Annotated in this window: 28 protein-coding genes and 1 tRNA gene; 10 read left to right on the top strand and 19 right to left on the bottom strand. The window is 66.6% G+C overall.

Going from position 1 to position 25,933, the window contains the following annotated elements; all coding sequences use genetic code 11:
• Window positions 1-15: 15 nt before the first annotated feature.
• Window positions 16-795, bottom strand: coding sequence for an SDR family NAD(P)-dependent oxidoreductase (locus EOD43_RS16610; protein WP_127745148.1), 780 nt, complete (start codon window positions 793-795; stop codon window positions 16-18).
• Window positions 796-1,015: 220 nt separating this feature from the next.
• Here EOD43_RS16610 and EOD43_RS16615 point away from each other — a divergent pair, with 220 nt between their 5' ends.
• The gene (locus EOD43_RS16615) at window positions 1,016-2,002 is read left to right on the top strand and encodes a GlxA family transcriptional regulator (RefSeq protein WP_127745149.1); all 987 of its coding nucleotides are present in this window, start codon (window positions 1,016-1,018) and stop codon (window positions 2,000-2,002) included.
• A gap of 123 nt (window positions 2,003-2,125) precedes the next feature.
• Here EOD43_RS16615 and EOD43_RS16620 read toward each other — a convergent pair whose 3' ends face one another.
• A complete protein-coding gene (locus EOD43_RS16620; RefSeq protein WP_127745150.1) occupies window positions 2,126-2,989 on the bottom strand; it encodes a LysR family transcriptional regulator in 864 nt (287 codons plus the stop codon).
• 108 nt (window positions 2,990-3,097) lie between these two features.
• Here EOD43_RS16620 and bla point away from each other — a divergent pair, with 108 nt between their 5' ends.
• Window positions 3,098-4,003 (top strand): subclass B3 metallo-beta-lactamase, encoded by a 906-nt coding sequence (bla, locus tag EOD43_RS16625; protein ID WP_127745151.1) that lies wholly within the window; start codon window positions 3,098-3,100, stop codon window positions 4,001-4,003.
• A complete protein-coding gene (locus EOD43_RS16630) occupies window positions 4,003-5,100 on the top strand; it encodes a glycerophosphodiester phosphodiesterase (protein WP_127745152.1) in 1,098 nt (365 codons plus the stop codon). Before bla ends, EOD43_RS16630 begins: the two co-directional genes overlap by 1 nt.
• A gap of 7 nt (window positions 5,101-5,107) precedes the next feature.
• Here the strand turns inward: EOD43_RS16630 and EOD43_RS16635 are convergent, their stop codons facing one another.
• Complete coding sequence (locus tag EOD43_RS16635; RefSeq protein ID WP_127745153.1) at window positions 5,108-5,938, bottom strand: oxidoreductase; 831 nt, start codon at window positions 5,936-5,938, stop codon at window positions 5,108-5,110.
• Window positions 5,939-6,054: 116 nt separating this feature from the next.
• Between EOD43_RS16635 and EOD43_RS16640 the strand changes: the two genes are divergently transcribed.
• On the top strand, window positions 6,055-6,945 hold the full coding sequence (locus EOD43_RS16640) for a LysR family transcriptional regulator (RefSeq protein ID WP_127745154.1): 891 nt from the start codon (window positions 6,055-6,057) through the stop codon (window positions 6,943-6,945).
• Here EOD43_RS16640 and EOD43_RS16645 read toward each other — a convergent pair.
• The 11 genes from EOD43_RS16645 to EOD43_RS16695 all read right to left on the bottom strand — a co-directional run bounded on the left by EOD43_RS16645 (window position 6,942) and on the right by EOD43_RS16695 (window position 16,861).
• Window positions 6,942-8,048 carry an alcohol dehydrogenase catalytic domain-containing protein gene (locus EOD43_RS16645; protein WP_240653274.1) on the bottom strand — a complete coding sequence of 369 codons (1,107 nt, stop codon included), beginning with the start codon at window positions 8,046-8,048 and terminating at the stop codon, window positions 6,942-6,944. The genes EOD43_RS16640 and EOD43_RS16645 overlap by 4 nt on opposite strands.
• Before the next feature lie 160 nt (window positions 8,049-8,208).
• Window positions 8,209-9,135, bottom strand: coding sequence for an SDR family NAD(P)-dependent oxidoreductase (locus tag EOD43_RS16650; protein WP_127745155.1), 927 nt, complete (start codon window positions 9,133-9,135; stop codon window positions 8,209-8,211).
• Entirely contained in the window at window positions 9,135-9,602 is a 468-nt protein-coding gene (locus tag EOD43_RS16655; RefSeq protein ID WP_127745156.1) for a nuclear transport factor 2 family protein, read from the bottom strand. The genes EOD43_RS16650 and EOD43_RS16655 overlap by 1 nt, the downstream gene beginning before the upstream one ends.
• Before the next feature lie 197 nt (window positions 9,603-9,799).
• Window positions 9,800-10,474 carry a TetR/AcrR family transcriptional regulator C-terminal domain-containing protein gene (locus tag EOD43_RS16660; protein WP_127745157.1) on the bottom strand — a complete coding sequence of 225 codons (675 nt, stop codon included), beginning with the start codon at window positions 10,472-10,474 and terminating at the stop codon, window positions 9,800-9,802.
• Window positions 10,475-10,540: 66 nt separating this feature from the next.
• Window positions 10,541-10,957, bottom strand: a complete 417-nt coding sequence (locus EOD43_RS16665) for a hypothetical protein (protein WP_127745158.1) — start codon at window positions 10,955-10,957, stop codon at window positions 10,541-10,543.
• A gap of 43 nt (window positions 10,958-11,000) precedes the next feature.
• On the bottom strand, window positions 11,001-12,632 hold the full coding sequence (locus EOD43_RS16670) for an ABC-F family ATP-binding cassette domain-containing protein (protein WP_127745159.1): 1,632 nt from the start codon (window positions 12,630-12,632) through the stop codon (window positions 11,001-11,003).
• A gap of 206 nt (window positions 12,633-12,838) precedes the next feature.
• Entirely contained in the window at window positions 12,839-14,062 is a 1,224-nt protein-coding gene (locus tag EOD43_RS16675; protein WP_127745160.1) for a threonine synthase, read from the bottom strand.
• Window positions 14,059-14,778: a hypothetical protein gene (locus tag EOD43_RS16680; protein WP_127745161.1), complete on the bottom strand. Its 720-nt coding sequence runs from the start codon at window positions 14,776-14,778 to the stop codon at window positions 14,059-14,061. The genes EOD43_RS16675 and EOD43_RS16680 overlap by 4 nt, the downstream gene beginning before the upstream one ends.
• Before the next feature lie 55 nt (window positions 14,779-14,833).
• Window positions 14,834-15,484, bottom strand: a complete 651-nt coding sequence (locus EOD43_RS16685; protein ID WP_127745162.1) for a hypothetical protein — start codon at window positions 15,482-15,484, stop codon at window positions 14,834-14,836.
• Window positions 15,460-15,756 (bottom strand): autorepressor SdpR family transcription factor, encoded by a 297-nt coding sequence (locus EOD43_RS16690; RefSeq protein ID WP_127745163.1) that lies wholly within the window; start codon window positions 15,754-15,756, stop codon window positions 15,460-15,462. The genes EOD43_RS16685 and EOD43_RS16690 overlap by 25 nt, the downstream gene beginning before the upstream one ends.
• Before the next feature lie 61 nt (window positions 15,757-15,817).
• Window positions 15,818-16,861: an NAD(P)H-dependent amine dehydrogenase family protein gene (locus tag EOD43_RS16695; protein ID WP_127745164.1), complete on the bottom strand. Its 1,044-nt coding sequence runs from the start codon at window positions 16,859-16,861 to the stop codon at window positions 15,818-15,820.
• Between the two features lie 145 nt (window positions 16,862-17,006).
• On the opposite strand from EOD43_RS16695, the gene EOD43_RS16700 reads away from it, so the two are divergent.
• A complete protein-coding gene (locus EOD43_RS16700; protein ID WP_127745165.1) occupies window positions 17,007-18,083 on the top strand; it encodes a tyrosine-protein phosphatase in 1,077 nt (358 codons plus the stop codon).
• A 6-nt stretch (window positions 18,084-18,089) separates the two neighbouring features.
• Here the strand turns inward: EOD43_RS16700 and EOD43_RS16705 are convergent, their stop codons facing one another.
• The 3 genes from EOD43_RS16705 to EOD43_RS16715 are packed head-to-tail and all read right to left on the bottom strand — an operon-like array spanning window position 18,090 to window position 20,017.
• Window positions 18,090-18,359 carry a hypothetical protein gene (locus EOD43_RS16705; RefSeq protein ID WP_127745166.1) on the bottom strand — a complete coding sequence of 90 codons (270 nt, stop codon included), beginning with the start codon at window positions 18,357-18,359 and terminating at the stop codon, window positions 18,090-18,092.
• Between the two features lie 27 nt (window positions 18,360-18,386).
• Window positions 18,387-19,031, bottom strand: coding sequence for an alpha/beta hydrolase (locus EOD43_RS16710; protein WP_127745167.1), 645 nt, complete (start codon window positions 19,029-19,031; stop codon window positions 18,387-18,389).
• A 5-nt stretch (window positions 19,032-19,036) separates the two neighbouring features.
• The gene (locus EOD43_RS16715; protein ID WP_127745168.1) at window positions 19,037-20,017 is read right to left on the bottom strand and encodes a LysR family transcriptional regulator; all 981 of its coding nucleotides are present in this window, start codon (window positions 20,015-20,017) and stop codon (window positions 19,037-19,039) included.
• A 118-nt stretch (window positions 20,018-20,135) separates the two neighbouring features.
• Between EOD43_RS16715 and EOD43_RS16720 the strand changes: the two genes are divergently transcribed.
• Entirely contained in the window at window positions 20,136-20,465 is a 330-nt protein-coding gene (locus EOD43_RS16720) for a nuclear transport factor 2 family protein (protein ID WP_127745169.1), read from the top strand.
• Window positions 20,462-21,235: an SDR family oxidoreductase gene (locus tag EOD43_RS16725; RefSeq protein ID WP_127745170.1), complete on the top strand. Its 774-nt coding sequence runs from the start codon at window positions 20,462-20,464 to the stop codon at window positions 21,233-21,235. The genes EOD43_RS16720 and EOD43_RS16725 overlap by 4 nt, the downstream gene beginning before the upstream one ends.
• A 9-nt stretch (window positions 21,236-21,244) precedes the next feature.
• Here EOD43_RS16725 and EOD43_RS16730 read toward each other — a convergent pair.
• A tRNA-Arg gene (locus EOD43_RS16730) sits at window positions 21,245-21,321 on the bottom strand.
• 58 nt (window positions 21,322-21,379) lie between these two features.
• On the opposite strand from EOD43_RS16730, the gene EOD43_RS16735 reads away from it, so the two are divergent.
• From EOD43_RS16735 to EOD43_RS16745, 3 genes are read left to right on the top strand one after another with little or no spacing between them, the layout of a single operon-like run.
• Window positions 21,380-22,129, top strand: a complete 750-nt coding sequence (locus EOD43_RS16735) for a queuosine precursor transporter (protein WP_127745171.1) — start codon at window positions 21,380-21,382, stop codon at window positions 22,127-22,129.
• A gap of 9 nt (window positions 22,130-22,138) precedes the next feature.
• Entirely contained in the window at window positions 22,139-23,281 is a 1,143-nt protein-coding gene (locus EOD43_RS16740) for a glycosyltransferase family protein (protein WP_127745172.1), read from the top strand.
• Window positions 23,278-24,834 carry an oligosaccharide flippase family protein gene (locus EOD43_RS16745; RefSeq protein WP_127745173.1) on the top strand — a complete coding sequence of 519 codons (1,557 nt, stop codon included), beginning with the start codon at window positions 23,278-23,280 and terminating at the stop codon, window positions 24,832-24,834. The genes EOD43_RS16740 and EOD43_RS16745 overlap by 4 nt, the downstream gene beginning before the upstream one ends.
• On the opposite strand, the gene EOD43_RS16750 is transcribed toward EOD43_RS16745, so the two are convergent.
• Window positions 24,831-25,844 (bottom strand): glycosyltransferase family 2 protein, encoded by a 1,014-nt coding sequence (locus tag EOD43_RS16750; protein WP_127745174.1) that lies wholly within the window; start codon window positions 25,842-25,844, stop codon window positions 24,831-24,833. The genes EOD43_RS16745 and EOD43_RS16750 overlap by 4 nt on opposite strands.
• Between the last annotated feature and the right edge of the window lie 89 nt (window positions 25,845-25,933).

The raw sequence follows: 25,933 nt of genomic DNA on the forward strand, positions 1-25,933 counted from the left end.
TCATCGATGCGGGCATCACGCGGCGTAGCGTGCGGCCGGCTGGTTGCGGGACAGGTTGGGGCGGAGCGCCGTGCGCGCCGTCAGGTAAGTGTCGAGGTCGGCCCTGTCGGGCAGCGCCGGGATCGTGATCGTCTCGCCCAGATCGAGGCCGGCGATCGCGGCGTCGACCATGTCGTCGACCTCCATGATCATGTGCGCGGGCAGGTTGGCCAGCTGCGCCTCGTCCCAGATCGCGGTGCGGGTGATACCGGGCAGCACCGCCTGGACGCGCACGCCCTTCGGCGCCAGTTCGGCATTCAGCCCTTCGCTGAAGGCCAGCACGAACGCCTTGGTGGCCGGATAGACCGCGGTGAATGCCTCGGGCATCAGCGCCGTGACCGACGTGATGTTGATGATCGTGCCGGTGCCCGCTGTGGCGAGGCGCGGGGCAATCGCCGCCGACAACCGCGTGACGGCGGTAACGTTCAGGTCGATCATCTGCTGGAGGTGCGCGATGTCGGCTTCGACGAAGGCGGTCTCGCCGGCGATCCCCGCATTGTTGACCAGGGTCGTGATCGACCCATCGTCGCGCAACCGCGCCTCGATCTTCGCAAGGTCTTCGGCCTTGCCCAGATCGGCGGCGATGATGTCGACCTTGACGCCGGTGTCGCGACGCAGCGTTTCGGCCAGTTGCTCCAGCTTCGCGGTATTGCGCGCGACGAGGATCAGGTCGTGGCCGCGGCGTGCGAGCCGGTCCGCATAGGTGGCGCCGATACCGATCGATGCGCCGGTGACGAGGGCAGTTCCCTTGGTCATGTCGAGTCTCCCGTTTCGGAGGACAGGGCGGATGATCGTTTCGTCCGCGTCCCCTGTCGATCCCTTATGAAATCAAAGGAGGGCGACGTTGCACCTATACCTGAGTGTGATTGCCAGGCCGTCGTCGCTCCCCGTGATCAAAGGAATAGGCTGGTTGCGGATCGGTCGGGATTGGCGGATACGACATTAGACGGGTCATTTCCGACAAAGGAGCTGCGCGATGGCTGATAAGGACGAGCCTACGGCCGAAGTCGGCATCATCATCTATCCCGATTGCCAGCTCGGCATGGTCCACGGCCTGACCGAGATGCTGGATATCGCCAGCCGTTTCGCGGCCACGCACGGCCGCGCGCCGTTGCGTGTCAGCCATTGGCAATTGCATGAGGGCACAGTCGAGCGCTCGTCCGACAGCCATCCGGATGCCAAGAGCGGGCGCGCGCCCGACATGCTGATTGCGCCGGGCAGCATGCACAGCCTGATCTCGGCGGCGGATGCGGCGCCCTTCGCCCGTTTCCTGCGCGATCATCACGCGCAGGGCACCTTGCTGGCGTCGACCTGCGCGGGTGCCTTCCTGCTGGCGGAGACCGGGTTGCTCGGCGGGCGGCCCGCCACGACCCACTGGTATTTCGCCGACGCCTTTCGCGAACGCTTCCCGGCCGTGCGGCTGGAGATCGACCGGATGGTGATCGACGATGGCGACATCGTCACCGCGGGCGGATTGATGGCGTGGACCGATCTGGGCCTGCGCATCGTCGAACGGTTGCTCGGCCCGACGCTGATGATGGAGACGGCGAAGTTCCTGCTGCTCGATCCCGGTTCGCGCGAGCAACGGCACTACGCCCCATTCGCGCCAAAACTGACGCATGGCGATGAGGCGATATTGAAGGTCCAGCACTGGCTTCAGGCGCGTGAGGCGCGTGCCGTCAGCGTCGTCGATATGGCGCGCGAGGCGCATCTGGAGGAGCGCACCTTCCTGCGCCGCTTCAAGGCCGCGACCGGCCTCAAGCCGATCGAATATGTCCAGCATCTGCGCATCGGCAAGGCACGCGAACTGCTCGAGTTCACTAAGCGCTCGGTCGAGCAGATTGCGTGGAGCGTCGGCTATGAGGATGCCGCCGCCTTCCGCAAGCTGTTCCACCGCATCATCGGCCTGTCGCCCGGCGACTATCGCCAGAAATTCGCCGCGCCGATGGAGGAGGCTGCCTGATGGAAAATCCTCCCCCGCCAGGGGGAGGTGGCGCCGAAGGCGACGGAGGGGGAGGATGCGATGATCTGGAGTTGGCCTCCCCCTCCGTCAGCTACGCTGACACCTCCCCCTGGCTGGGGAGGATTAGGAAGCTGACACCCACTCCCGGAACGCGCGCATCGCTGCGGTCTCGGCGCGCGAATGGAGGCGGGTGAGCCAGTAGCGGCCGGTCGTGACCGTGATCGCGAAGGGCTGGACGATCCGCCCCGCCGCCAGTTCGGCCGCGAACAGGGCGGGTGGGGCGAGCGCGACGCCCTGCCCCTGCGCGGCGGCGGCGGCGACCATCAGCACCGAACTGTCGAACAATGGCCCGCGCAAGGGCGGGCAGGGCAGGCGGGCGGCGGCGAACCAGCGCGGCCATTCATCGGCGCGATAGGATCGCAGCAGCATCTCGCCCCCCAGCGCCTCGGGCCGGTCGAGCCGCGCGGCGACCGCAGGCGCGCAGAGCGGGCTGAGCGGCGCGTCGAGGATCGGATCGGCCTGCGTCCCATGCCACGCGCCGTCGCCGAAGCGGATCGCGAGGTCGAGTCCCTCGCCCGCCAGATCGACGCGGTTGTTGTTGGTCAGCACGCGCAGATCGATATGCGGATGCGCCCGCGCAAAATCCTCGAGCCGGGGCAGCAGCCAGCCGACCGCGAAGGTGCCCACCACGCCCACCGTCAGCACCTCGGTCAGATGCCCGCCCGCATAGCGATCGAGCGTCGCGCCGATCCGGTCGAACGCTTCGGCAAGCACGGGCACCAACGCCCGCCCCTCGTCGGTCAGCGCGAGGCCGCGCGGCAGGCGGCGGAACAGCCGCGTGCCCAGCCGCCGTTCGAGGGCTGCGACCTGATGGCTCACCGCGCCCTGGCTCACGCACAGCTCGAGCGCCGCGCGGGTGAAGTTCAAATGCCGCGCCGATGCTTCGAAGGCGCGCAGCGCGTTGAGGGGCAGGTTGGGCCGATCCATCCATCAGGCATGAATTGGTTTCATGCTTCTGTCGAGAATTGATGCTTTGTGCGCGATGCGCCGCCGCGCCATCATCCACCCATCGTTGGACGAAATGGGGATTGGGTGATGCGATACGGGATCGGTCTGGCTCTTGGGATTGCAGGCGCGCTGTTGGGCTCGATCGCTTATGCGCAGGATGATGCGCACGATCCTCTGCTCGCGCCGGTCAGTGAGGATTTCGCCAAGCAGTGGCTCACGCCCACGCCGCCGATCAAGGTGTTCGGCCATACATATCTTGTGGGCTATGGCGGGCTGAACGTCGCGCTGATCAAGACGGACGCCGGGCTGGTCCTGATCGACGGCGCGGTGCCGCAGGCGGTGCGCGGGATCGAGGCGAACATCAAGACGCTCGGCTTCGACATCAAGGACGTGAAGTACATCCTGAGCACCGAGCCGCATTACGACCATGCCGGCGGTATCGCCGCGCTCCAGCGCGACAGCGGCGCGCGCGTCGTCGCCAGCATCCCCGGCGCCGCGGTGCTGCGCGTCGGCAAGAGCGGGAGCGACGATCCGCAGGCCAGCTGGCTGTCGACCTATCCGGCGGTGCCCAAGGTGCTGGGCCTGCGCGACGGCATGACGATCCGCATCGGCGGCACCGAGATCCGCGCGGTCGCGACGCCCAGCCACACCGCGAGCAGCATGAGCTGGACGTGGAAGGATTGCGAAGGCGATGTCTGCAAGAACGTCGTCTTCGGATCGAGCCTCAGCCCCACGGCCGCGCCCGACTGGAAATATTCGGATCGCCGGCATGCCCCCTGGGTCGCCACCTTCCGCGCGACGCTGGCCAAGGTGCGCAAGCTGCCGTGCGACATCCTGATCTCCGCGCATCCGATGCAGTCGGGCGGGGACGAGAAATATGCGGCGTTCATCAAATCGTCCGATCCCAACCCCTACATCGATCCGCAGTCGTGCCGCGATTATGCCGATCGCTTCGAAAAGGCGCTGAACGAGAAGATTGCAAAGGGGGACTGATGATCGATCGCCGGCAGATGATGGCATCGACGGCGGCGCTGCTGATGGCAGGGCCGCTCGTCGCGGCGGCGCCGAAGAAGGTGCCGGTGTTCGCGCACCGTGGCGCGTCGGCCTTGCGTCCCGAACATACGCTGGGTGCTTATGCCAAGGCGATCGCCGATGGCGCCGACTATATCGAGCCCGATCTGGTTCCCACCCGCGACGGCGCGCTTGTCGCGCGGCATGAGAACAACATCGCCGAGACGACCGATGTCGCCTCCCGCCCCGAATTCGCTTCGCGCCGGACGACGAAGACGATCGACGGCCAGAGCCAGACCGGCTGGTTCACCGAGGATTTCACTTTCGCCGAGCTGAAGACCCTCCGTGCGATCGAGCGGCTGGGCAAGATGCGGCCCGAAAGCCAGTCCTATGACGGCGAATTCCAGCTGCTCAGCTTCACGGAGGTGATCGATTTCGTTGCGGCCGAGGCGGCGGCGCGCGGGCGCACGATCGGGATCGTTCCCGAACTCAAGCACTCGACCTATTTCGCGAAGCTCGGCCTGCCGGTGGAGGATCGCTTCCTCGCCGCGCTGGCCGCGCATCGCTACACGAAGACCGCGCCGGTCGAGGTCCAGTCGTTCGAGGTCGCGAACCTGCGCTACCTGCGCGGCAAGATCGGCAAGCCCGCGAACATCACTTTGCTCCAGCTTGTTGCCGATGCGCCCGTGCCCCCGGCCGATGTCGCGGCAGCGGGGGGCAAGACGACCTTTGCCGATATGCTGACGCCCAGGGGGCTGGCCGAGATCGCGACCTATGCCGATGTGCTGGGACCGCCGGTCCGCGCGATCATCCCGCTGGGCGCCGACGGAAGGCTCGCCGCCCCGACCGCGCTGGTGAAGAATGCGCATGCGGCGGGGCTGCTCGTCCGCCCGTGGACCTTCCGCCCCGAAAACCATTTCCTCGCCGGCGATTTCAAGGACGGGCAGGGCGATGAGGCGCGCAATCCGAAAGGATCGGTAGCGGAAATGCTCCGCTATCTCGCCGCCGGCATCGACGGCTTCTTCACCGACGATCCCGCCCTCGGCCGCGCGGCCGTGGACGGGATCGACGTCAGCTGAACGCTGCTCAGACGGCGAAATCGGTCGCGACCGCCGCGTCGCGCCACTGGGCGAGTTCCCCGGCGACGAAGGCGTTCTTCGCCTCGATCGCCGCCACCGTGTCGCTGCCATAGGGCATGCGCAGCGGCGGGTTCTCGCTCGCGACCAGCGCCACGACAGCGGGTGCCAGCTTCGCCGGATCGCCGGGCTGGTTGTGGCTCACGGCCGCCGCATGCTCGCGCACCGTACCCGCCGTCGCATCATAATCGGCGATCCGCGTCGGGCTGGTCGTCAGCGAACGCGCGTCGAGGAAGTCGGTGCGGAAATAGCCCGGCTCGATCACCGTCACCTTGATGCCCAGCGGCGCGAGTTCGGCGTGGAGCGCCTCGCTCAGCCCCTCGACCGCGAACTTGGTCGAGCAATAGACGCCGAAGCCCGCGCCGCTCTGATATCCGCCCACCGACGAGATGTTGAGGATATGGCCCGAACGCTGCCGCCGCATGTGGGGCAGGATGGCGCGGGTTACGCCCAGCAGACCGAACACGTTGGTGCGATACAGCGCCTCGATCTCCGCCGCCGTCGCTTCCTCGACCGCGCCCAACAGGCCGAAACCGGCATTGTTGAGCAGCACGTCGATCCGCCCGAACCGCTTGATCGCGGCGGATGCGGTGGCGTGTGCCTGCGCCTCGTCGGTCACGTCGAGATCGACCGCGAGCAGACGAGGATGCTCGCCCAGCGCGTCGATCACCGACTGTGCGTTGCGTGCCGTCGCGACCACCGCGTCGCCCGCCGCCAGCGCTTCCTTTGCGATCAGCGCGCCGAAGCCGCGCGACGCACCCGTGATGAACCAGGTCTTCATGTCCATTCTCCCTAACTTGGTCGTCGGCATCGTCGCCGGCAGGGGGAGAATTAGGCCGCCGCGATCGTTGCGATAATCGGCTGGATTTTCGATGGACTGTTGAGCATGGTTCATCAATGTCGCGTATCACACCAGCCGATCTCGATATATTCCTGGCGATCGCTCGCGCGGGCAGCTTCCGGGGCGCGGCGATGCGGCTGGGCGTCACGCCCTCCGCACTCAGCCACCGGCTGCGTGCGCTGGAAGAACGGATCGACCTGCGCCTGTTCAACCGCACCACGCGCAGCGTCGCGCTGACCGAGGCGGGGCAGGCGCTGATCGATCGGGTGCGTCCGGCCTTCGACGATATCGAGGCCGCGATCGACGATCTCGCCGCCTTTCGCGGCACGCCGATGGGCACGCTGCGGATCAACGCGGCGGAGACATCCGCGCGGATCGTCCTCGCGCCCTTGCTGCCCGGCTTCCTCGCAAAGCATCCGGGCGTGGCGGTGGAAATCATCGCGCAGGGGGCGTTGGTCGATGTCGTCGCGGGCGGCTTCGATGCCGGCGTACGCCTTGGCGAGACGCTGGCCGCCGATATGATCGCCGTGCCGATAGGCCCGCGTCAGCGCTTCGCCGTGGTCGGATCGCCCGCCTTCTTCGAACGGCATGCGCGGCCGCAGACGCCGAACGATCTCCTCGCGCTTCCCTGCGTTCGCTTCCACTTCGACAATGGCGGCGCCTATCATTGGGAGCTGGAGCGCGGTGGGGTCGAGCTTCAGCTCGCGGTAAACGGTCCTTTCGCCACCAATTCGCAGGACATGATGATCGCCGCCGCGCTCGACGGCATCGGCCTCGCCTTCGTGTTCGAGGCGATGGTCGAGCCGCTCATCGCCTCGGGCCGGCTGGAGCGCGTGCTGGACGATTGGTGTCCGTGGTTTCCGGGCCTGTTCCTATATTATCCCGGCCGCCGCCACATGCCGACCGCACTGCGCGCCTTCATCGATCATGTCCGTGATCCGGGCTAGAAGGTCACCGCAACGCGCAACGCTTGCCCGCTCAGCATCAGATCGAACCCCTCGTTGATCCGGTCGATCGGCAGGCGGTGGGTGATGAAGGGATCGAGCAGGATGCGTCCTTCGGCATAGAGATCGAGCAGCCCCGGCAGCTGGGTCCGCCCGCGCATATTGCCCATGTATGATCCGGTCACGGTCCGCCCGATCTGGAGCGAGGTGAGCGGGACCGGCAGCTTCGCGCCCGGATCGAGCACGCCCAGCAGCACCGACATGCCCCAGCCGATATGCGACACCTCGATCGCCTGCTGCATCAGTGTCTCGTCGCCGACGCATTCGAAGCAATAATCCGCGCCGCCGCCGGTCAGGCCGCGCAAGTGATCGACCAGCCCGTCGCCATGTTCACGCGCGTCGACATAATCGGTCACGCCGAACTGCGCCGCCGCGGCACCCCGTGCCGGGTTGATGTCGACTCCGATGATCCGGCTCGCCCCCGCCACGCGCGCGCCCTGCGCCACGTTCACGCCGACGCCGCCCAGGCCGAAGATCACGACGCTCGACCCCTCGTGCACCCGCGCCGTGTGGAGCGCCGCGCCCACCCCGGTCGCGACCGCGCATCCGATCGCGCAGGCGATGTCGAGCGGCACGTCGTCGCGGATCTTCGCGACCTGCCGTTCGGGCATCACCATATGGTTCGCGAACGCCCCGTTGTTCGACATGACGGCGACCGGCTCGCCATCGAAGAAGAAGCGGTTCGGCTTCGCCCGCATGTCGGCCAGGAAGGCTTCGCAGATATTGGTGCGCCCCGATCGGCAATTGGCGCAGGTGCCGCATTCGGCGAGCGACAGCGGGATGACGTGATCGCCGGGCCGTACGCTGGTGACTCCCGCGCCGACTTCGCGCACCACGCCCGCGCCCTCATGGCCGAGAATGATCGGATAGCGGCCGTCGGGCGGCAGGCGCAGCCGCTGATGATGATCCGAATGGCAGATGCCGCACGCGCAGATTTCGATCAGCACTTCGCCGGGGCCGGGCGGAGCCAGCTGCACCGTCTCGATCGTCAGCGCCGCGCCGGGTGCGTGGCACACAGCCGCGCGGGTTTCGATATGGCCGGGCATCCTCGCTCCCTTTTTCTTCTGGGAGCCTTCATTCAAAAATACCCCGCTCATGTCGAGCGAAGTCGAGACATGTTGGCATGCGAGGCCGTGTCTCGACTTCGCTCGACACGAACGGGGCAAGGGAGGGTGGGGCGGCATAAGCCACCCCACCCCCAAACACTCACGCCCCCAGGCGCGCGTGCAGTTCCTTCTCCAGCTGCGTCAGGTTCGCGGCGGAGGTGTCGTAGGTGATGTTGTTGGCGTGAATCTTCGGGCCGGCCCAGCCGGGCAGCAGGCCCTTTTCGTGGCAGAAGAACTGCGCCTCGATATTCTTGCCATTATACTGGGCGGCATCGGGATCGGTCGCCAGCCAGCGCGTGACCTTGCCCAGAACCTCCATCGGCGCGCCGTCATTCTTGATGCCGAACTTGGCCATGTCCTGCCCGATGCGCTCGGTTGCGATCAGGCCCGGCTGAATGTTGAAGCACTTGATCCCCTGATCGGCCAGCTCGGTCTTCAGGAAGCCGGCGATACGCTGGAACGCGCCCTTGGACAGGCCATAGCCCATGCCCCAGCCGCCCGAACCGGCCGGCTTGTCCGGATCGCCATAGCCCGACGCCGAGGTGATGTTGACGATGATGCCGCCGCCCTGCTTGATCATGTGCGGCAGGACCAACTGGTTGATCGTCAGCGGCGCCCACACATTGGCGTCCATCTGCAGCTTCAGCAGCGAGATCGGCGTCTCGAGGAAGCGGTCCATATGGCCCGGCCCGATATAGCGGCCATTGTGGAGGACCAGATCGATCCGGCCCCAGCGTTCCAGCACCTGCGTCACCGCCGCGCCGATCGACGCGAGGTCGAGCAGGTCTGCCTGGATCGCCATGCACTTCACGCCCTTCGCCTCGATCGCGGCGGACGTGCTTTCCAGGCTGCCGGGCAGGGGGGTCATGTCGGACGCCTTGAGCGTCGAGCTATGCTCGCGCGCTTCGCCTTCCTTCACGGTGCGGGCGACGATCGCGATGTCGAAACCGGCATCGGCCAGTTCGAGCGCGCAGGCCTTGCCGATGCCCCGGCTCGCGCCGGTAATGAATGCTACCTTGTTCGCCATCACTTCATCTCCGGAAATTTGCCTTCGGACCACTGCATCACCGCGCGGCGGCGATAGATGATCCAGCCTTTGTCGGTGCGGCGCGCCTTGTCGCGATACTGGACGCCGACGGTCAGATTGCCGTCGGGATCGCCGGCGGGGCGGATGTGATATGCGACCGCATAGGTCCACATCGTCGCTTCATCGCCGTCGACGGTGACGTGCTGGTTCAGCATCGTGTGCTGGGTCGCCTGGAAACCCGCCGCGCCCGCATAGGTGGCGCGCAGATAATCGTGCAGCGGCGCGGATCCGACCTTGCCTTCGCCCACGCCATCCTCGGCGAAGCAGCTCAGCACCAGATCGGGATCGCGCATGTCGGTGCCCAGCGCATAGACCTTGGCGAGCTGGCTGATCGCATAGATGTCCGCCAGTTTCGCCGGATCGGGCGGCGCGATCGGCCCCGCCCATTGTTTGATATCGTCGCTCATTCGGCTGTGCCCTCTCCTCCTTGGGTTGGACGAAAGCTAGCAAGCGAATCGCTTATCGTAAACCTTTCCATATCTCTTTATTCGTCATTGCGAGGAGCCGGAGGCGACGAAGCAATCCACTCCGAACTGCGGAATGGATTGCTTCGCTACGCTCGCAATGACGAGTGGGGAGATGAGCGATTCTACGAGTGGAGAGACTATCGAGCCGACAAGGCCGCCAGCCCGTCGATCATCAGGCGAAGCTGCGCGCGAAAGGCATCGTCGGTCACGCCGCGCATATTCTGCTGCTCGGCGGCGGCGGACAGCAGGGGGAAGTCGGCGGGCACCGGCGTCGGCGTCGCCGGATCGATCCCCTGGCGCCGCATCTGCCGTTCCAGCACCACCGCGCCGCGCGTGTAGAGCGACAGCGCCACCAGTCCGCGCAGCGCTTCCTCGGCGGTGAAGCCCGCGGCGGTCATCTTGGTCAGGTTGAGTTCGACCTCGGGCCACAGATGGACCAGCGCATTTTCGCCCAGCCGGTTGCCGCGCATGTAGAGCAGGTCGCACAGCAGATCATTGCTGCGCAGCGCGTCGCGCATCCGGCAATAGAGCTGCTCGACCCGGTCCTGCCACGCGCCGGCCTCGGGCGGGGTGATCAGGTCGTGCAGCTGGCGCGCGGCCGCGATCGTGATCGCGTCGATCAGCGCGTCCTTATTGTCGAAATACCAATAGATGCTGGTCACGCCGATGCCGAGCGCGCGGCCCAGGCGCGGCATGGACAAGGCGTCCAGCCCCTCGGCTTCGGCCAGCGCCAGTGCGCCATCGATGATTTCCTCGGCGCTGATCGAACCCCGTTCGCGGCGCGCCGGCCGCTTCGCTTGTTGCTTCCCCATGTCCGGCATGTGCCCCAGCGCGGGCGCCGGGGCAATCCGGTAAGGCTTACCGCATTAGTTTAGACTTCAGCCCTTCGGGGCAGGCGCCTTGGTGTAAGGAACGAACTTGTTCAGGAACACGACCCCGGTCGGGAAGCGGCTGATGCGGCTCATCAGGCGGATCGTATCGACATTGCACAGCTGCGGCGTGCGGGTGTCGGTGATCAGGATATCGTCATCGTCCAGCGTGCCCGGATGGACCGGCCGGTTGACGTACAGCTTGTTGCCGCTGACGCGATAGACGATCGCGGTGCCGTCGATGATCTGGGTCTGCTGGATGTCGCGCATGTTGATGCAGTTCACCGGGGTGCCCGCGGTCCGCCCTTCGAGCAGTTTGGTGAGGCGCGCTTCGCCGCGCACTTGCGTCTTGGTCGGCTCCGGCGCGGCCGATGCCGCTGTCGCCGCAAGCGCGGCGGTGAGGATCAACGTGGAAATGATGCGCATGGCGATCGTCCTTCTCCGTGGTGCGACCCCGGAATTGCACGCTTTACCGTGCAGCACCTGAATTGGGGCTGACCGGCTCGTCGCGCAAGCCCCCTTCGCCATCCAGCACCAGCCGTCGCGTGATGCCGATCGCGTCGAGGAAGCGGGTATCGTGACTCACTACGATGAGAGCGCTGTCATAGATGCGCAGGCCCGCTTCGATCGCGGCGATGGAATCGAGATCGAGGTGATTGGTCGGCTCGTCGAGGATCAGCAGCGGCGGCGGATCGATCCCGATCGCGCAGGCCAGCGCCGCGCGCAGCGCCTGCCCGCCGCTCAGGCTGCCGGCCAACTGCAGCGCCGCATCGCCCCGAAACCCCAGCCGCGCGAGCGCCGCCCGCCCGGCATTGGCGTCGCTGCCCGGATGGAGCGCGACGAAATTGTCCGCGACGCTGATCGCCGGGTCGAGCAGGCTTGCCCCCTGATCGAGCAACGCCATCCGTATCGGGCGCCGCACCTCGCCCGATAGGGGCTTCAATCGACCGGTCAGCAGATCGATCAACGTCGTTTTGCCCGATCCGTTGGGCCCGGTGATCGCGATCCGCTCCGGCCCCGATATCGTGAAGCCGATGCCGCGCAGGATCGGGTGCGCCGGATCATACCCGCCGGTCACATCCTCCACCGCCAACACCACGCGCCCCGGCGCAAGGCCGGTCGACGGCAGCTCGACCCGCACCGCCTCCAGCACCTCGATCCGCTCGCGCGCCGCGCCCAGCCGTTCGCTCGCATCGCTCGCCTGGCGTTCGGCGAGGCGGGCATGGCCACCGCCTGTCCCCTCGGCGCGGTCCTTGCGCAGCCCGATCAGGATGCGGGGCATGTCGCCCTTCGCCCCCTTGCGCGCCCCCGCCGAGTCGCGCCGCTGCTGGCGTTCGCGTGTCGCCTGCGCCTGCCGCGCGACATCGGAGACGCGCTTCTCGGCGGTGGCGAGGTCATGTTCGGCCGCCGCCAGCTCGATCGCCTTGCGCTCGGCAAAATCATCGTAATTGCCGCCATAGCGCGTCGCGCCGAGGCCGGTCAGCTCGACGATCGCATCCATCGCGGCCAGCAATTCGCGGTCATGGCTCACCACGATCGCCCCCTTGCGCCAGCCGGCGAGCAGATCGATCACTGCCTCGCGCCCGTAGCGGTCGAGATGGTTTGTCGGCTCGTCGAGCAGCAGCATGTCGGGTTCCGCGAACACCGCCGCCGCCAGCGCCGCGCGCGTCCTCTGCCCGCCCGACAGGGTGGCGAGCCGCGTGCCCGCATCGGCCGCCAGCTTCACCGCCGCCAGCGCCTCCTCGATCCGCGCCTCGATCGTCCAGTCGGCCTCGGTCAGTTCGTCGACGGTGGCGTCACCGGCTTCGGCCTTCGCCAGCAGCGCCAGCGCTGCGCGCGCACCGAACAGGTCGGCGATCGTCTCATCCGGGCGCACGTCGACGATCTGCCGCAACACGCCGATCCGCCCGTCGATGCTGATGCGTCCGCCGGTCGGCTGCACATCGCCGGCGATCAGTCGCAGCAAAGTCGATTTGCCGACCCCATTGCGCCCGACGATTCCGGCGCGCTCGGCGCCGAAGGCGATGGTCAGTCGGTCGAGGACTCTGGTCCCGTCAGGCGCGGACCAGCTGATGTCGGAAAGGGCGATCGAAGCGGACATGGTGGATTCCCGGAACGGCAAGGCAGATGGGCGATGCGGTTGGGGAGAAATCCACGGCGAAAATCCTTCGATGGCGGAGGTCGGCAGATACGCGCTTCGTAAGCTAAACACAACTTCGTCACCCCGGGCTTGACCCGGGGTCCCGCTTTAACCCGAAGCAGGAAGAAGAAGCGGGACCCCGGGTCAAGCCCGGGGTGACGTGAGATTTAGAGGCTGTCGAAATCCACCGGCTGGTGCCGATCCAGCCAGTTCGTCGCCTCGGGCATCGGATATTTCAGCCCCGTCGCGCAGTTGAACAGCACCGCCGTCTCGCTCTCGCGCACCAGCCCGTCGGCCAGCGCCGCGCGATAGGCCGCGAGCGTCGCGCCGCCCTCCGGACACAGCAGCAGCCCGTCCTGCCGCGCGGTATCGTCGACCGCCTTCAGGATCGCGTCGTCATCCACCGCGATCGCCTTGCCGCCGCTCTCGCGCACCGCGCGCAGGATCAGGAAGTCGCCCACCGCCTTGGGCACGCGGATGCCCGCCGCCACCGTGTGCGAGTTCTCCCAGCGTTCGGCATGCTCCACGCCATCATCGAACGCCTTCACGATCGGCGCGCAGCCCGACGCCTGCACTGCATACATGCGCGGCCGCTTGCTGCCGATCCAGCCGAGCTTCTCCAGTTCGTCGAACGCCTTCCACATGCCGATCAGGCCGGTTCCGCCGCCGGTGGGGTAGAAGATCGCATCGGGCAGATCCCAGCCGAACTGCGCGGCCAGTTCCAGCCCCATCGTCTTCTTGCCCTCGATCCGATACGGCTCCTTCAGGGTCGAGAAATCGAACCAGCGCCCCTCGGCCGCGCCCTTGCCGACGATCGCGCCGCAATCGTCGATCAGCCCGTTGACCCGCCACACCCGCGCGCCCTGCACCGCGATCTCGCGCACGTTGATCTCGGGCGTATCCTCGGGACACAGCACGATCGTCTCGATCCCGCAGCGGCTGGCATAGGCGGCCAGCGCCGCGCCAGCATTGCCGTTGGTCGGCATCGCGATCTTGGTGACGCCCAGTTCCTTCGCCATCGACACGGCCATCACCAGCCCGCGCGCCTTGAACGATCCGGTCGGCAGCCGCCCCTCATCCTTCACCAGCACATTCGCGCCGCCGCTCGCGGGAATCGGCACCAACGGCGTCTCGATCTCGCCCAGCGAGACGATGTCGCGCGTGTGCCGCACCGGCAGCAGCTCGCGCCACCGCCACAAATCGGTGGGCCGTGCCGCAATCTCGTCCCGCGACACCGCCTTGCTGATCGCGTCGAGATCGTAGCGGACGAGCAACGGTCGCCCGACCTTCGACAGGCCGTGGAGCTTGTCCGCCTCATATCGCTCCCCCGTCATCGAACATTCGAGATGGGTGACGAAGCTGGGCCGATCGGCGGAAAGATTCTCGTTCATGCCGCCGCTTTAGCGCGCAGATAGATCTCATAATAGGTGGCCGCGAGCATCGACACGAGCAGGGCGACCACACCCGCGTCGATAACCAGCATCGCCCACAAGATTGCGCCGCTCCGCCCCATCGCGCCGAAGCCGAGTGCGTAGTGGACCACCATCAGCGGGATATAACCGGCGATCAGCAGCCCGAAGGTGCGAAATAGCCGCCCGCGCATAACGGTGATCGATCGGCGCAGCGTCATCGCCCGATCCTCGATCAGCAGCGCGACATACCAGGGGTAGAACAGCCCCGCGATGAACTTCCAGCCCATCAGGGGAACGAGCAATGCGGCGATCTTCACGCCGCGCGACGGATCGCCGATCGTTGCCAGAGCAACGACTCCGCTGCCCAGCGCCAGCAGGTCGCCTGCGATTTCGAACAGGATCACCAGCCCCAGCCCCTTCGCCAGCCGCCAGTTGGGCCGCAAGGCGCGGCTCAGATCGCCGTCAAATCCCCACCATCGCAGCGCGGTCAGGATCGTCATGAACAAGGTCAGGATCTTGATCGCCCCGAAACCCAGCCGCACCACCTGCGCCTGCGCGTCGATCGGCCCGGCGAACATGTCGAGCCGGACTTCGACGGCATGCTGGAGCAACTCGCCCGCGAAGGTGAGGGCGAGAAGCAGAGGCAAAGTCCGGACAAGGCCGAAGCCGCGGGCATAAGCGGATGTGACGGACATAGTTTCTCCGGTCGTGTCGAGACACGTTGGCTGGAAATGGCGGTGAGTGAGGGAATTAGGGCGTAAGCGGTCTCAGGCGCGGTCTGTGCGTCAGCCACAGGCCATGCAGCGAGGCGATGACCAGTTCGGCCATCAACAGCCGCAACACGATCGGCAGCGGTTCGATCCCCGGCGGCCGCACGATTGTGACCAGCAGCGTCGCTGCGCCGAGCAGCGCCAGCCGCAACGCCGATGAGCGATGCACCCGCCGCCACACGATCGGATCACCCGCAAAAATCGGCAGCGCCACCCCGTTGAACCAGGCGGGCCGCGATTTGGGCAGCAGGTTCGCCTTCACCAGCAGCAGGATCGCGATCACCGCCGCATAGCCCGCCTCGCGATCGACCGGATGGCCCATCGCATCGGCCAGCGCCATCATCTGCAGCGCGAGGACCAGCACGAGCAGTCCGATCCAGCTCGTCGCCAGCACCCCGCCCGCGCGCAGCACGTTGCGCCGCCAGCGCCGCACCCGCGTCGCGCGATCGAAGGCGAAGCTCCAGAAAGTCGCATAGCCGACAAAGGTCATCGCGGCCCGGCCCGCGCTCATATCCTGCCGGCCGATCGCCATCGGATGATCGGTGCCCAGCCACAGCACCGATCCCGCCGCCAGCGCGACGATCGTCCCGAGCAAAAGCGCCGCGATCAGTCTTGTCTGGCGGACGACCATGCGCCCTCCTTCGCGCCGGCAGGTGCGACCCGGCGCATCAGGCCAAGTAATGCTTCTTCGAGCAATGACAGGTTGAGGCTGTAGAGGATCTGCGTGCCGCGCCGTTCGGACAGGATCAGCCCTGCCTCCTTCAGCGCGGCGAAATGCTGCGACAGGGTCGGCTTGGACAAAGCGAAATGATCGGCAATCTCGCCCGCCGATCGATCCCCGTCGCGCAACAGCGCCAGGATGTCGCGGCGGACGGGATTGGACAAAGCGGCGAAGACATCCACGGGCGATTCTTTCGTTCGATACCTAATTAGGTATTTTACGAAATATAAACCGTCAAGGGCATCAGCCGCGCGCGAACCCCTTCGCGCCGTAAGCGGGCAGTTCGTGCTGCATCACGATGCCGGGTTTCGCCGCCACGACATGCGGGATCGCGTTCACCGCGGGCATTGCGGTCATGATCATGCCCAGGCCCATATAATTCTCCTCGTTCCAGTCCTTCGGTGGGACGAGCAGGACGTGGGTGTGGACCGTCGGCATGCCGATCACGTCGATGAAGTAACCGTGCTTGATGTCGAAGCCGTTCTCGACATTCGGCCCCTTGAGCCACTGGAAGCGCAGGACGATCAGGTCTTTCCCGCCGACCTTGCCGCGCCAGCGGCCGTCGACGGCGGTGATCTCGCCCTTGCGGATCGTGGCATAGCCGAGTTCGTTGTCGGCGCTGGCCACCGCATAATCGATGTCGAACGTGATCTCGTCGAGGGTCACGCCCAGCGCGTCGGCGGTCAGTTCGACCGCGTCGCTGAACACCTCGGTCGTCTTGGCGGCGGCTTCGACAAGGCCCGGCGTGCCTGGCAGCTTGCCAAAACCGACATTCACTTCGGTCTCCCAGCTATCATAGCCCGTCGAGTCGACTGATTCGAGCACGCGCACCTGATCGACGCGGTTGCACACCTGGCTGCTCACGATCGCCATCATGTTGGCGAAGCCGGGGTTCATGCCCGATCCGAACAGGGTCGCGCCGCCCTTCTCGCCGGCCGCGCGAATGCGCGCGCGCTGTTCCTCGCCCAGCCAGCGGCCGGTGATGAAGGCGGCGGTCGCCACGATGTTCACGCCCGCTTCAAGGATGCGGCACAGCTCGTCCACATCGATCCACATGGGGTTGTACACGCAGACGTCGGGCTTGAGTGCGAACAAAGCTTCGACATCGTTGGTCGCGAGCACGCCCGTCGGCGTATCGAGCCCGCACAATTCGGCCGCATCCTTCCCCACCTTCGAAGGCCCGTGCGAATAGACGCCGACCAGTTCGTAGAGCGGGTTCTCGATCACCGCGCGCAGCGACCGGCGGCCGACATTGCCGGTGGTCCACTGGATAACGCGATAGGCCATGTCTCTCTCCCGAACTTATCTTGTAAACGATCGATTACATGGCGCATGAAGCGCAAGCAACATCGCGAAAACGCGAGACGGTTCGTCATCACATTGTCGCCGATCGGGCGGATGAGGCGGGCACCGTCAGTTTAGGGGACTTCTTATGCGCATCACCGGCCGATTGGCTGTTCTGATCCTAGCCACCGCACCTTTGCCGGCAATTGCCGCCGCGCCCACCGACGCGACCGTCACCCGCGTCGCGCCCGATAAGGTGCGGATCAGCTGGAAGGATGCGAACGGCGTCGACGTGCTGATGTCCGATCATGCCGATGCGACCGCGAAGGCATCGACCGTCGTCGCCACCGACGATCGCGACGGCGCCCACGAACAGACCGTCCGCCCCGGCGAGCGCGCTTATTTCCTGCTGCGCGACCATAAGAGCGGCGATGCGATCCGCGTCGCCGAGCGCGTCCTCCCGCTCGCGCAGGGTTCCAACTTCCGCGACGTCGGCGGCTATGCGGCTGCGGGTGGAAAGCATGTCAAATGGGGCATGATCTTCCGTTCGGGCGCGACGCCGATGCTCAGCGACGCCGACGTGCAGCAGGTGTCGGGCCTCCACCTCGCGAACATGGTCGACCTGCGATCGTCGGAGGAGCGGCAGCTCGCGCCGTCGCGCATCTATGGCGTGCCTTATAACGCGATCGGCTATTCGATGGCGCAGATCACTAATGCGATGAAGGCGACGGGCACGCCCGCCAACGCGGTGCCCACCAATGGCGACGCGCTCTATCGCCGCATGCCCGATATGCTCGCGCCGCAGATGAAGCTGCTGTTCGATCGCCTGCTCGATCGCTCCGGCCCGCTCGCCTACAATTGCTCGGCGGGGCAGGACCGCACCGGCCTCGCCACCGCGCTCGTCCTCTCGGCGCTCGGCGTGTCGCGCGACGTGATCAAGGCGGATTATCTGCTGTCGACGCCGAACCGGCACCCCGAATGGGAAATGCCCTGGTTCGATCCGGCCGCTTACCCTGATAACGCCGCCGCGCAGATGTTCGCCCGGCCCAAGGATGCGCCGGTCCGCCCGGCCAACCCGCTCTACATGCCCGATGGCACGCCGTTCATCACTTACGCGCTCGACCAGATCGACAAGGATTATGGATCGGTCGAAGGCTATCTGGACAAGAAGCTGGGCGTCAGCGCCGCCGACATCGCGACGTTGCGCGCAACCTATCTGGAATAGGTCGCGTCAGGCGGGTGGGGCATCGGCCTCGACAAGTTCGACGACCTCGAACTCAAACCGATCCCACCCGCGCTGCTTCGCCGCCTCGGCGATCGCGGCTTTCTTGCCCGTCGCTTCCTTCAGCGACTTGGCATGCCCCCAGAACACCTCGGGCTTCCCTTCGCCGACATAGGCCACGATCCGCCAATAATGCGTAAAGGGCGACGCGGTCGGCCCGATCGTCTTGACGTAACCGTCGGCCATCCGGGCGATGAGGTAGCGTTTCTTCTTGGCCATGTTCGTTCCCGCAGCCCCCCGGTCGCCTCAGCCGATCACGCGCTTCGCGAACGCCGCCGCCGCCGCCAGACCGTCCTGCCCGACGCTATGCCCCACGCCTGGCGACACGTGCGTGTCGACCGCGACGCCGTTCGCGGTCAATGCGGTGGCGGCGAGATCCATCGACCGAAACGGGACAACGCCGTCGTCGGTGCCGTGGATCAGGAGGACGGGCGGACGGCTGCGGATATCGGCCTCCAGCCGGTCCGGGGCGACCAACATGCCGGAAATCCCGACGATGCCGGCGACCGGGTCCGGGCGGCGCAGGCCGACGTGCAGCGCCATCATCGTCCCCTGGCTGAAGCCGACGAGGAGCAGGCGGTCGCTGGCGAGTCCAGCCGCTTCCAGTTCCTGCGTGATGAAGGCGTCCAGTCCAGGTGCCGCCGCTGCGGCTCCTGCGGCGCGTTCGGCCATCGAGAAGGTCTCGATCGGCCACCACTGGTGCGCGGCGGCCATGCGCGGGATCATCGACGGGGCGTTGGGCGCAACGAAGGCGGCATCCGGAAGCACCGGCTGGATCATGGCGGCAAGCGAAATGAGGTCGTCGCCGTTCGACCCGTAGCCGTGGATCAGAATGACGAGCGCGTTCGGCGCGGAGCCGGACAGCGGGGCGAGGCGGGGTCCGTCGATCAAGTCGTTCATTCCTTTCGTTGGGCGGTGCTGGCGGCCCGCTTTCGTGGGGTGCGTGGATTGCGTGCCGCCACCGGTATCGCCTCGGCATTTCGGGCTGCTGCTACGTCCCGTGCCAGGTCGATGAACGCACGGAAGGCTGCCGATGGGTTTCGCCGGCTGGGATAGTATAGGCACAGCGGTGCGAGCGGCGGTGTCCAATCCTCCAATATCTGCACGAGCCGGCCGGACGCGACGTCGTCGCGGATATCCGCCTCCATGAAGAAGCCTATGCCGATGCCATCGAGGACGGCGATGCGGGAAAGGCTGGCCTCGTCGAGCGTAATGGGACCCTGCACTTCGATCTGGACGGCCTGCCCGTCCTTCTCGAAGTGCCATCGGTAGAGCGCGCCATTGGGCAGGCGGATGCGTAGGCATGGATGCGCCAGCAGGTCGTGCGGCATGCGCGGCGTCTCGCGATCCCTCAAAAAATCCGGGGATGCCACGACGGCGAACCGCCTTGCGGGTCCGAGCGGGATGGCGATGGTGTCGATCGGGACCAGCTCCGCCGTCCGGATGCCGAGGTCGAATCCCTCGGCCACGACGTCGACCAGCCGCCCCTCCGTGACGAGGTCGATGTGGACCTTCGGATGTCGTCGGAGGAATTCGAGCACCAGCGGGCCAAGTATCTCGCGGGCAGCAGTCGCGAAGGAATTGATACGCAACGTGCCGGAGGGCGTCTCCTGCTGCGACCTCGCCATATTCATTGCGTCGTGGATGCTTTCCACCGCAGGCCCGATCTGGCCGACGAAGGTCCGCCCCGCATCGGTCAGCGATACGCTGCGTGTCGTGCGGTTGAACAGGCGCACACCGATCTGCCGCTCGAGCTTGGCGACCGCGTTGCTGAGCGCGGTGGAGGACATGCCGAGGTCAACCGCCGCCGCGCGAAAGGATCCGCGATGGACGATGGCGAGGATCGCCTCCAGCTCTATCAATCCCGATCGCGCCATTGTCCCGTTTTCCGTGACACCTCATCCCATTCTATCCCGATTATCATGAAGGCCGTCCATCCATAGTTTGTGAAGGCGAGGGCGGTGCGAACGCTTCCGCCAGGACATGGAGGATATGATGGTGATCGATTTGCCGGCCCCGATCGCGGGCTATTTCGAAGCGGACGGCGCGCGCGATGCGTCCGCTGCCGCCGACTGCTTCACGACGGGCGCCGTCGTTCACGACGACGGACATGTTCATACGGGTCGCGATGCGATCCGCGGATGGATCGAAGACTATTTTGCGCGATACAATTCCTTCGCCGAGCCGTTCGCCATCGCAGAGGAGGGTGGCCGCACGGTGGTGTCGACGCATGTGGCCGGCGATTTTCCGGGCAGCCCGATCGATCTGCGTTACATGTTCACCCTGGCGGATGGCGGTATCTCCGATCTGGAGGTCAAGCCATGATCCCGTTTCTGTCGCTGGAGGGGCGACGTGCCCTCATCACCTCCGGCACCCGTGGTGCCGGCGCGGCCACGGTGTCCTTGTTCCGTGGACTCGGCGCCCAGGTTCTCACGACCGCGCGCTCGAAGCCCCACGATCTTCCCGACGAACTGTTCGTTGCCGCTGACCTGTCGACGGCGGAAGGTTGCGCGACGCTCGTCGATGCGGTGCGCGAGCGGCTGGGTGGAGTCGACATCATCGTGCACATGCTCGGCGGATCGTCCTCGCCGCCGGGTGGATTTGCCGCCCTTGGCGACGAGCAATGGACGAACGAGCTTAACCTCAACCTGATGCCGGGAGTGCGCCTCGATCGCGCGCTGGTGCCGGACATGGTCTCGCGGGGTTCGGGCGTGGTCATCCATGTCACCTCGATCCAGCACGTCATGCCGCTGCCGGAAGCGACGACCGCCTACGCGTCGGCCAAGGCGGCGCTCTCGACCTACAGCAAGAGCCTGTCGAAGGAGGTGTCGCCTGCGGGGGTTCGCGTCGTCCGGGTGTCGCCCGGCTGGATCGAGACCGAGGCGACCGTCGATTTCGTGAAGCGGATCGGTGGCGAGGCTGATCCCGAGGAAGGGAAGCGGATCATCATGGCGTCGCTCGGCGGCATTCCGCTTGGCCGGCCTTCCAGGCCCGACGAGGTGGCGGACCTGATCGCGTTCCTCGCCTCCGATCGCGCCTCCAGCATAACGGGGACCGAGTTTGTGATCGATGGCGGCACCGTGCCGACCGCCTGACGACGATTTTGGCGCGCCCGGCAGGACTCGAACCTGCAACTCCAAGCTTAGAAGGCTCGTGCTCTATCCAATTGAACTACGGGCGCGCGGTGCGGGGCGCATAGCGTGGATTGCGCGGGGATGGAACCGCGCTACTCTACCGAAATGAACGCCAGTCACCCCGACACGCTCGCCGCCGTCGATGCCGCCCAGTTGTCGGGGCGGCCGCTGCGCTATTTCGATTTCATGATGGCGGCGTTCGTCACCATCCTGTTGCTGTCGAACGTGCTGGGCGCGGGCAAGGTCGCGATCATCGATCTGCCGGGGATCGGGCCGTGGCCGTTCGGGGCGGGCATCCTGTTCTTCCCGATCGGCTATGTCCTCGGCGACGTGCTGACCGAAGTCTACGGCTATGCCCGCGCGCGCCGCTGCATCTGGGCGGGGACGGCGGCGATGCTGTTCATGGCGTTGATGAGCTATGTGGTGGTAGCACTTCCGCCCGCGCCCGACTGGACCGGGCAGGCGGCGTATGAGGCCGTGTTCGGGCAGGTGCCGCGCATCGTGATCGCGTCGATCTGCGCCTTTTGGGCGGGCGAGTTCGTCAACAGCTTCGTCATGGCGAAGATGAAGGTCTGGTCGAAGGGCGATCATCTGTGGATGCGCACGATCGGGTCGACGATCGCGGGGCAGGGCGTCGACAGCCTGATCTTCTATCCGCTCGCCTTCTGGGGCGCTGCGGGCTGGACGAATGCGTTGGTCCTCAAGGTGCTGGCGACCCAGTGGATCCTGAAGGTGTCGTGGGAGGTGATCCTCACCCCGCTCACCTATCTCGTCGTCGGCTTCCTCAAGAAGCGTGAGGGCGTCGACATCTACGATCAGTCGACCGATTTCACGCCCTTCGCGACGAAGATCTAGCAGCCCCCCATGATCTGCATCGTCGAGCCGACATATGCCGGGTTCGATCACGCGCCGTTCAACGCCGCGATCATCCGCGCGACCGCATTGGCCTTTCCGGACGAGCCGATCGCCTTCGCATCGACCCCCGAACATCGCGCGCATGTCGCGCAGCTGGGCGATCTGCCCGCGGGGCTGCGCACGATCGATATCGATGTGCCCGCGACAGGGGGGCAGAGCGTCGGCCGCATCGTCGCGCAATGGCGCGCGCTGCGCACCGCGATCCGGGCGAGCGGCGCGGACAAGGTGCTGCTGCTGTCGTCGGCGGGGGAGACCTTCTTCGCGATCCGCCTGATCCTGTGGGCCTTTGCGCGGGTGCGGCTGTCGGTCGTCCTGCACGGCAACCTCGTCTATGCGGTCGGCTGGCGATCGAAGGATCCGCGCCACCGCCTGATCGACTATCGCACCGGCCTGCGCGTCGCGCGCAGCGATCGGGTGCGGATGATCGTGCTGGAGCCGTCGATCAAAGAGGCCGCGATCCGGCTCGGCGTGCTCGGCGCCGATCGCTTCGGCGTCTGGCCGCATCCGATCAATGAGGAGGAGCGCGACGGTGGCGCCCCGATCGACCCGGCCGCAATGGATTCTGGCCGCCCGATCCGCATCGCCTTTCTGGGCGCGGCGACGCGGCGCAAGAATTTCCACCTGTTCGTCGATCTGGTCCGCCGCGTGCGCGCGAAAAGCGCGCGCTACCGCTTCAGCCTGATCGGTTTCCAGATGGAGGATTTCAGCGACGCGGCCGATGTCGTCGATCTGCCTGCCGCGCCGCTCGATCGCGCGGCCTATATCGCGGCGCTGCGCGAGGTGGATTATGTCCTCCTCCCGCTCGCCGCGCCCTATGAACTTTCGGCCAGCGGCACTTTGCTCGATTGCGTCACCACCGCCCGTCCGATTATGGCGCTGAACCTGCCTGCGGCGCGCGCGATCGCGGACGAGACGGGCGATATCGGGTTCATCTGCGACACGATGGAGGAGATGGAGACCTTGCTGCTGTCGGGCGATGCCGTTGCCGATCCCGCGCGCCATGCCGCCTTCCGCGCGCATCTGTCCGCCGCGGCCGATCGGCGCACGCCCGCCGCGCTCGCCCCCCTGATCCGGGCCGATCTGACGCGATGAGCCGTCCCCCGCTCGAAATGCCCGAGGCGCCCGAGCCGCTGCCCGAACCCGAGGAGGTGGCCGCCGCCTCGCTGACCGGCAAGACGATATTGGGCGCGGTGTGGATGGTCGGCTGGCGCATGACGACGCGGCTCGTCGGCCTGTTCAGCACGCTCGTCCTCGCGCGCCTGCTGGCGCCCGGCGATTTCGGCTTGGTCGCGATGGCGACGGTGCTGTCGGGCGCGATCGACGCGATTTCGACGATGGGGCTGGTCGAGGCGCTGGTGCGCCACCCGCGTTACGAGGCGCGGCTGCTCAACGCCGCCTTCTCGCTCCAGTTGCTGCGCGGGATAGCGACGGCGGCGGTCACGATGCTGCTCGCCTGGCCGGCGAGTCTCTGGTTCCACGAACCGCGCCTGTTCCTGCTGATGATGCCGCTCGCGCTCGGGTCGATCATCGCGGGGCTGGAAAATATCGGTATCGTCGAGTTCCGGCGCGAAATGCGCTTCGATATGGAATTTCGCCTGCTCGCCATTCCCCGGCTGCTGCAGGTCGTCATCACGATCATCCTCGCCTTTACGCTCAAATCCTATTGGACGCTGGTGATCGGCATCGTCGCGGGCAAGCTGCTGCGGCTCATCATGACCTATGTCGCGCACCCCTATCGCCCGCGCTTCTCGCTGGAGGGGTGGCGCGAGCTGATCGGCTTCTCGTTCTGGACGTGGCTCAGCGGGCTGGCGTCGATGGTGTGGGATCGGGTCGATCCGGTCATCATCGGCCCGGCCTTCGGCGCGGCGGCGCTCGGCACCTACCTGCTCGGCATGGAGATCGCGACCCTGCCGATCACCGAACTGGTCGCCCCCGCCGGCGCCGCCCTCTACGCCGGCGTGGCGCGGGCGCGCGGCCGGGATGGGGAGGTGGTGACGATGTCGCTGCCGATCGTCGCCTTGCTGATGCTGGGCATCGCGCCGCTCACGATCGGCCTGTCGGCGACGTCGGGCTATGTGGTCGATGTGCTGCTGGGTTCCAAATGGACCGCCGCGCAGCCGCTGATGTCGATCTTCGCCTTCACCTGCCTGTTCGCGCCGTTCAGCTATGTCTGCACCACGATCCTGCTGGCCAGCGGGCGAATGCGCCAGAATTTCCAGGTCGTGGCGATGAGCGCGGCGGTCAAGGTCGCGGTGCTGAGTGCGGCCACCGCGCTGACCAAGCGGCCCGAACTGATCGCCATCGCATCGGTTTGCACCAATTTCGTCGAAGCCAGCCTGTTCGTGATCCAGGTCCGCCGGCTGGGCGACATCGGCTGGTCGGCGGCGCGCGGCGGGCTGCTGCGCATCATCCTGACCGGGATCGTCGTCGCCGGCCTGCTCTACCTCAGCGGCCTTGCGTGGCGCGCGCCCGAGGCGATCGGGGTGTGGCCGGCTCTGCTCAAGGGCGCGTCGCTCGGCATCGCGACGCTCGTGGCCGCCGCGATCATCCAGCTGGCCATGTGGCACATCGTCGGCCGCCCGGTCGGGCCGGAGCAGCGCGTCCTCGATCTGGTCGGCACCCGGCTGAAGCGGCGCTTCGGCTAGTCGCGCAGCAGCGCGGTCGCCAGCCGCGATGCCTGCCGCCAGAACCCCGCCAGAGCGAGTCGGGTGACCATCTTCCACCCCTTGGGCAATCGCCCGCCCGCGCGGACATAGTCGATCAGCACGCGAAAGCCCGGCCCGGCCAGCGCGCTCGTCGGATATTCGATCCGTTCGATCACCGAAGCACGCACCCGCTGGCTGTCGCCCGGTCGGCCGGTAATCACCTCGACCGCGCCAAGGCCGTCCAGCCCCGGTAGCGGATCGACCGCGCCCAGCGTGTCGCGCTGCCCCGCCTTGCGCTGCTCATGGCTGATCCACGCCATCGCCGCCCATGCGGTTTGCACCGCCAGATTGCGGTCGCTCACCTGGCCGGCATGCTGGCGATAATAGGTGAGAGCATCGGGCAGGTTGGCCAGCTTCGTCACCTCCGACAGCCGCAACCACAGGTCCAGATCCTCGCAATATCGGAACTGCGGGCGGTATCCGCCGATCGCGCGGAGCAAGTCCGTGCGCATCAGCACGCTCGCATGGTTCATCAGCGGGGTATAGGGCGTGGTCAGCGCCACCCGGAACGCCGCATCGTCCAGCGGATAGGGCCGCGCCATCGGCCATTCGCGGCCTGCGTTGTCGAAATAGCAGGTCTGCGTGCCGACGACGCCATAGTCCGGATGCGCATCGAGAAAGGCGATCTGCCGTTCGATCCGGCCGGGTGTGCAGCGATCGTCGCCGTCCATTCGCCCGATCAGGTCGCCGCGCGCCTCCCCCAGCATCCGGTTCAGGCTGGCGATGAAGCCGCGATTCTCCTGATGGATTGCGCGGATGCGGGCATCGCGCGCGGCATAGCCGTCGATGATCGCGCCCGAACCGTCGGTCGATCCGTCATCAACGATCAGGAATTCGAAATCGGTGAAGCTCTGCGCCAGGATCGCGTCGATCGCGGCGGGCAGATAGGCGGCATTGTTATAGACCGCCATCAGGACGCTGACGCGCGGTATGTCGGTGCCTGGCCCCATGTTGGGGATTTAGCGGTTGGCGAGGTGCGAGTCAGTCAAAAATCCTCCCCGGTACGGGGAGGGGGACCGCGAAGCGGTGGAGGGGGCAG

This window comes from Sphingomonas crocodyli (assembly GCF_004005865.1).
In the GTDB taxonomy this organism is placed as follows: Bacteria; Pseudomonadota; Alphaproteobacteria; order Sphingomonadales; family Sphingomonadaceae; genus Rhizorhabdus; species Rhizorhabdus crocodyli.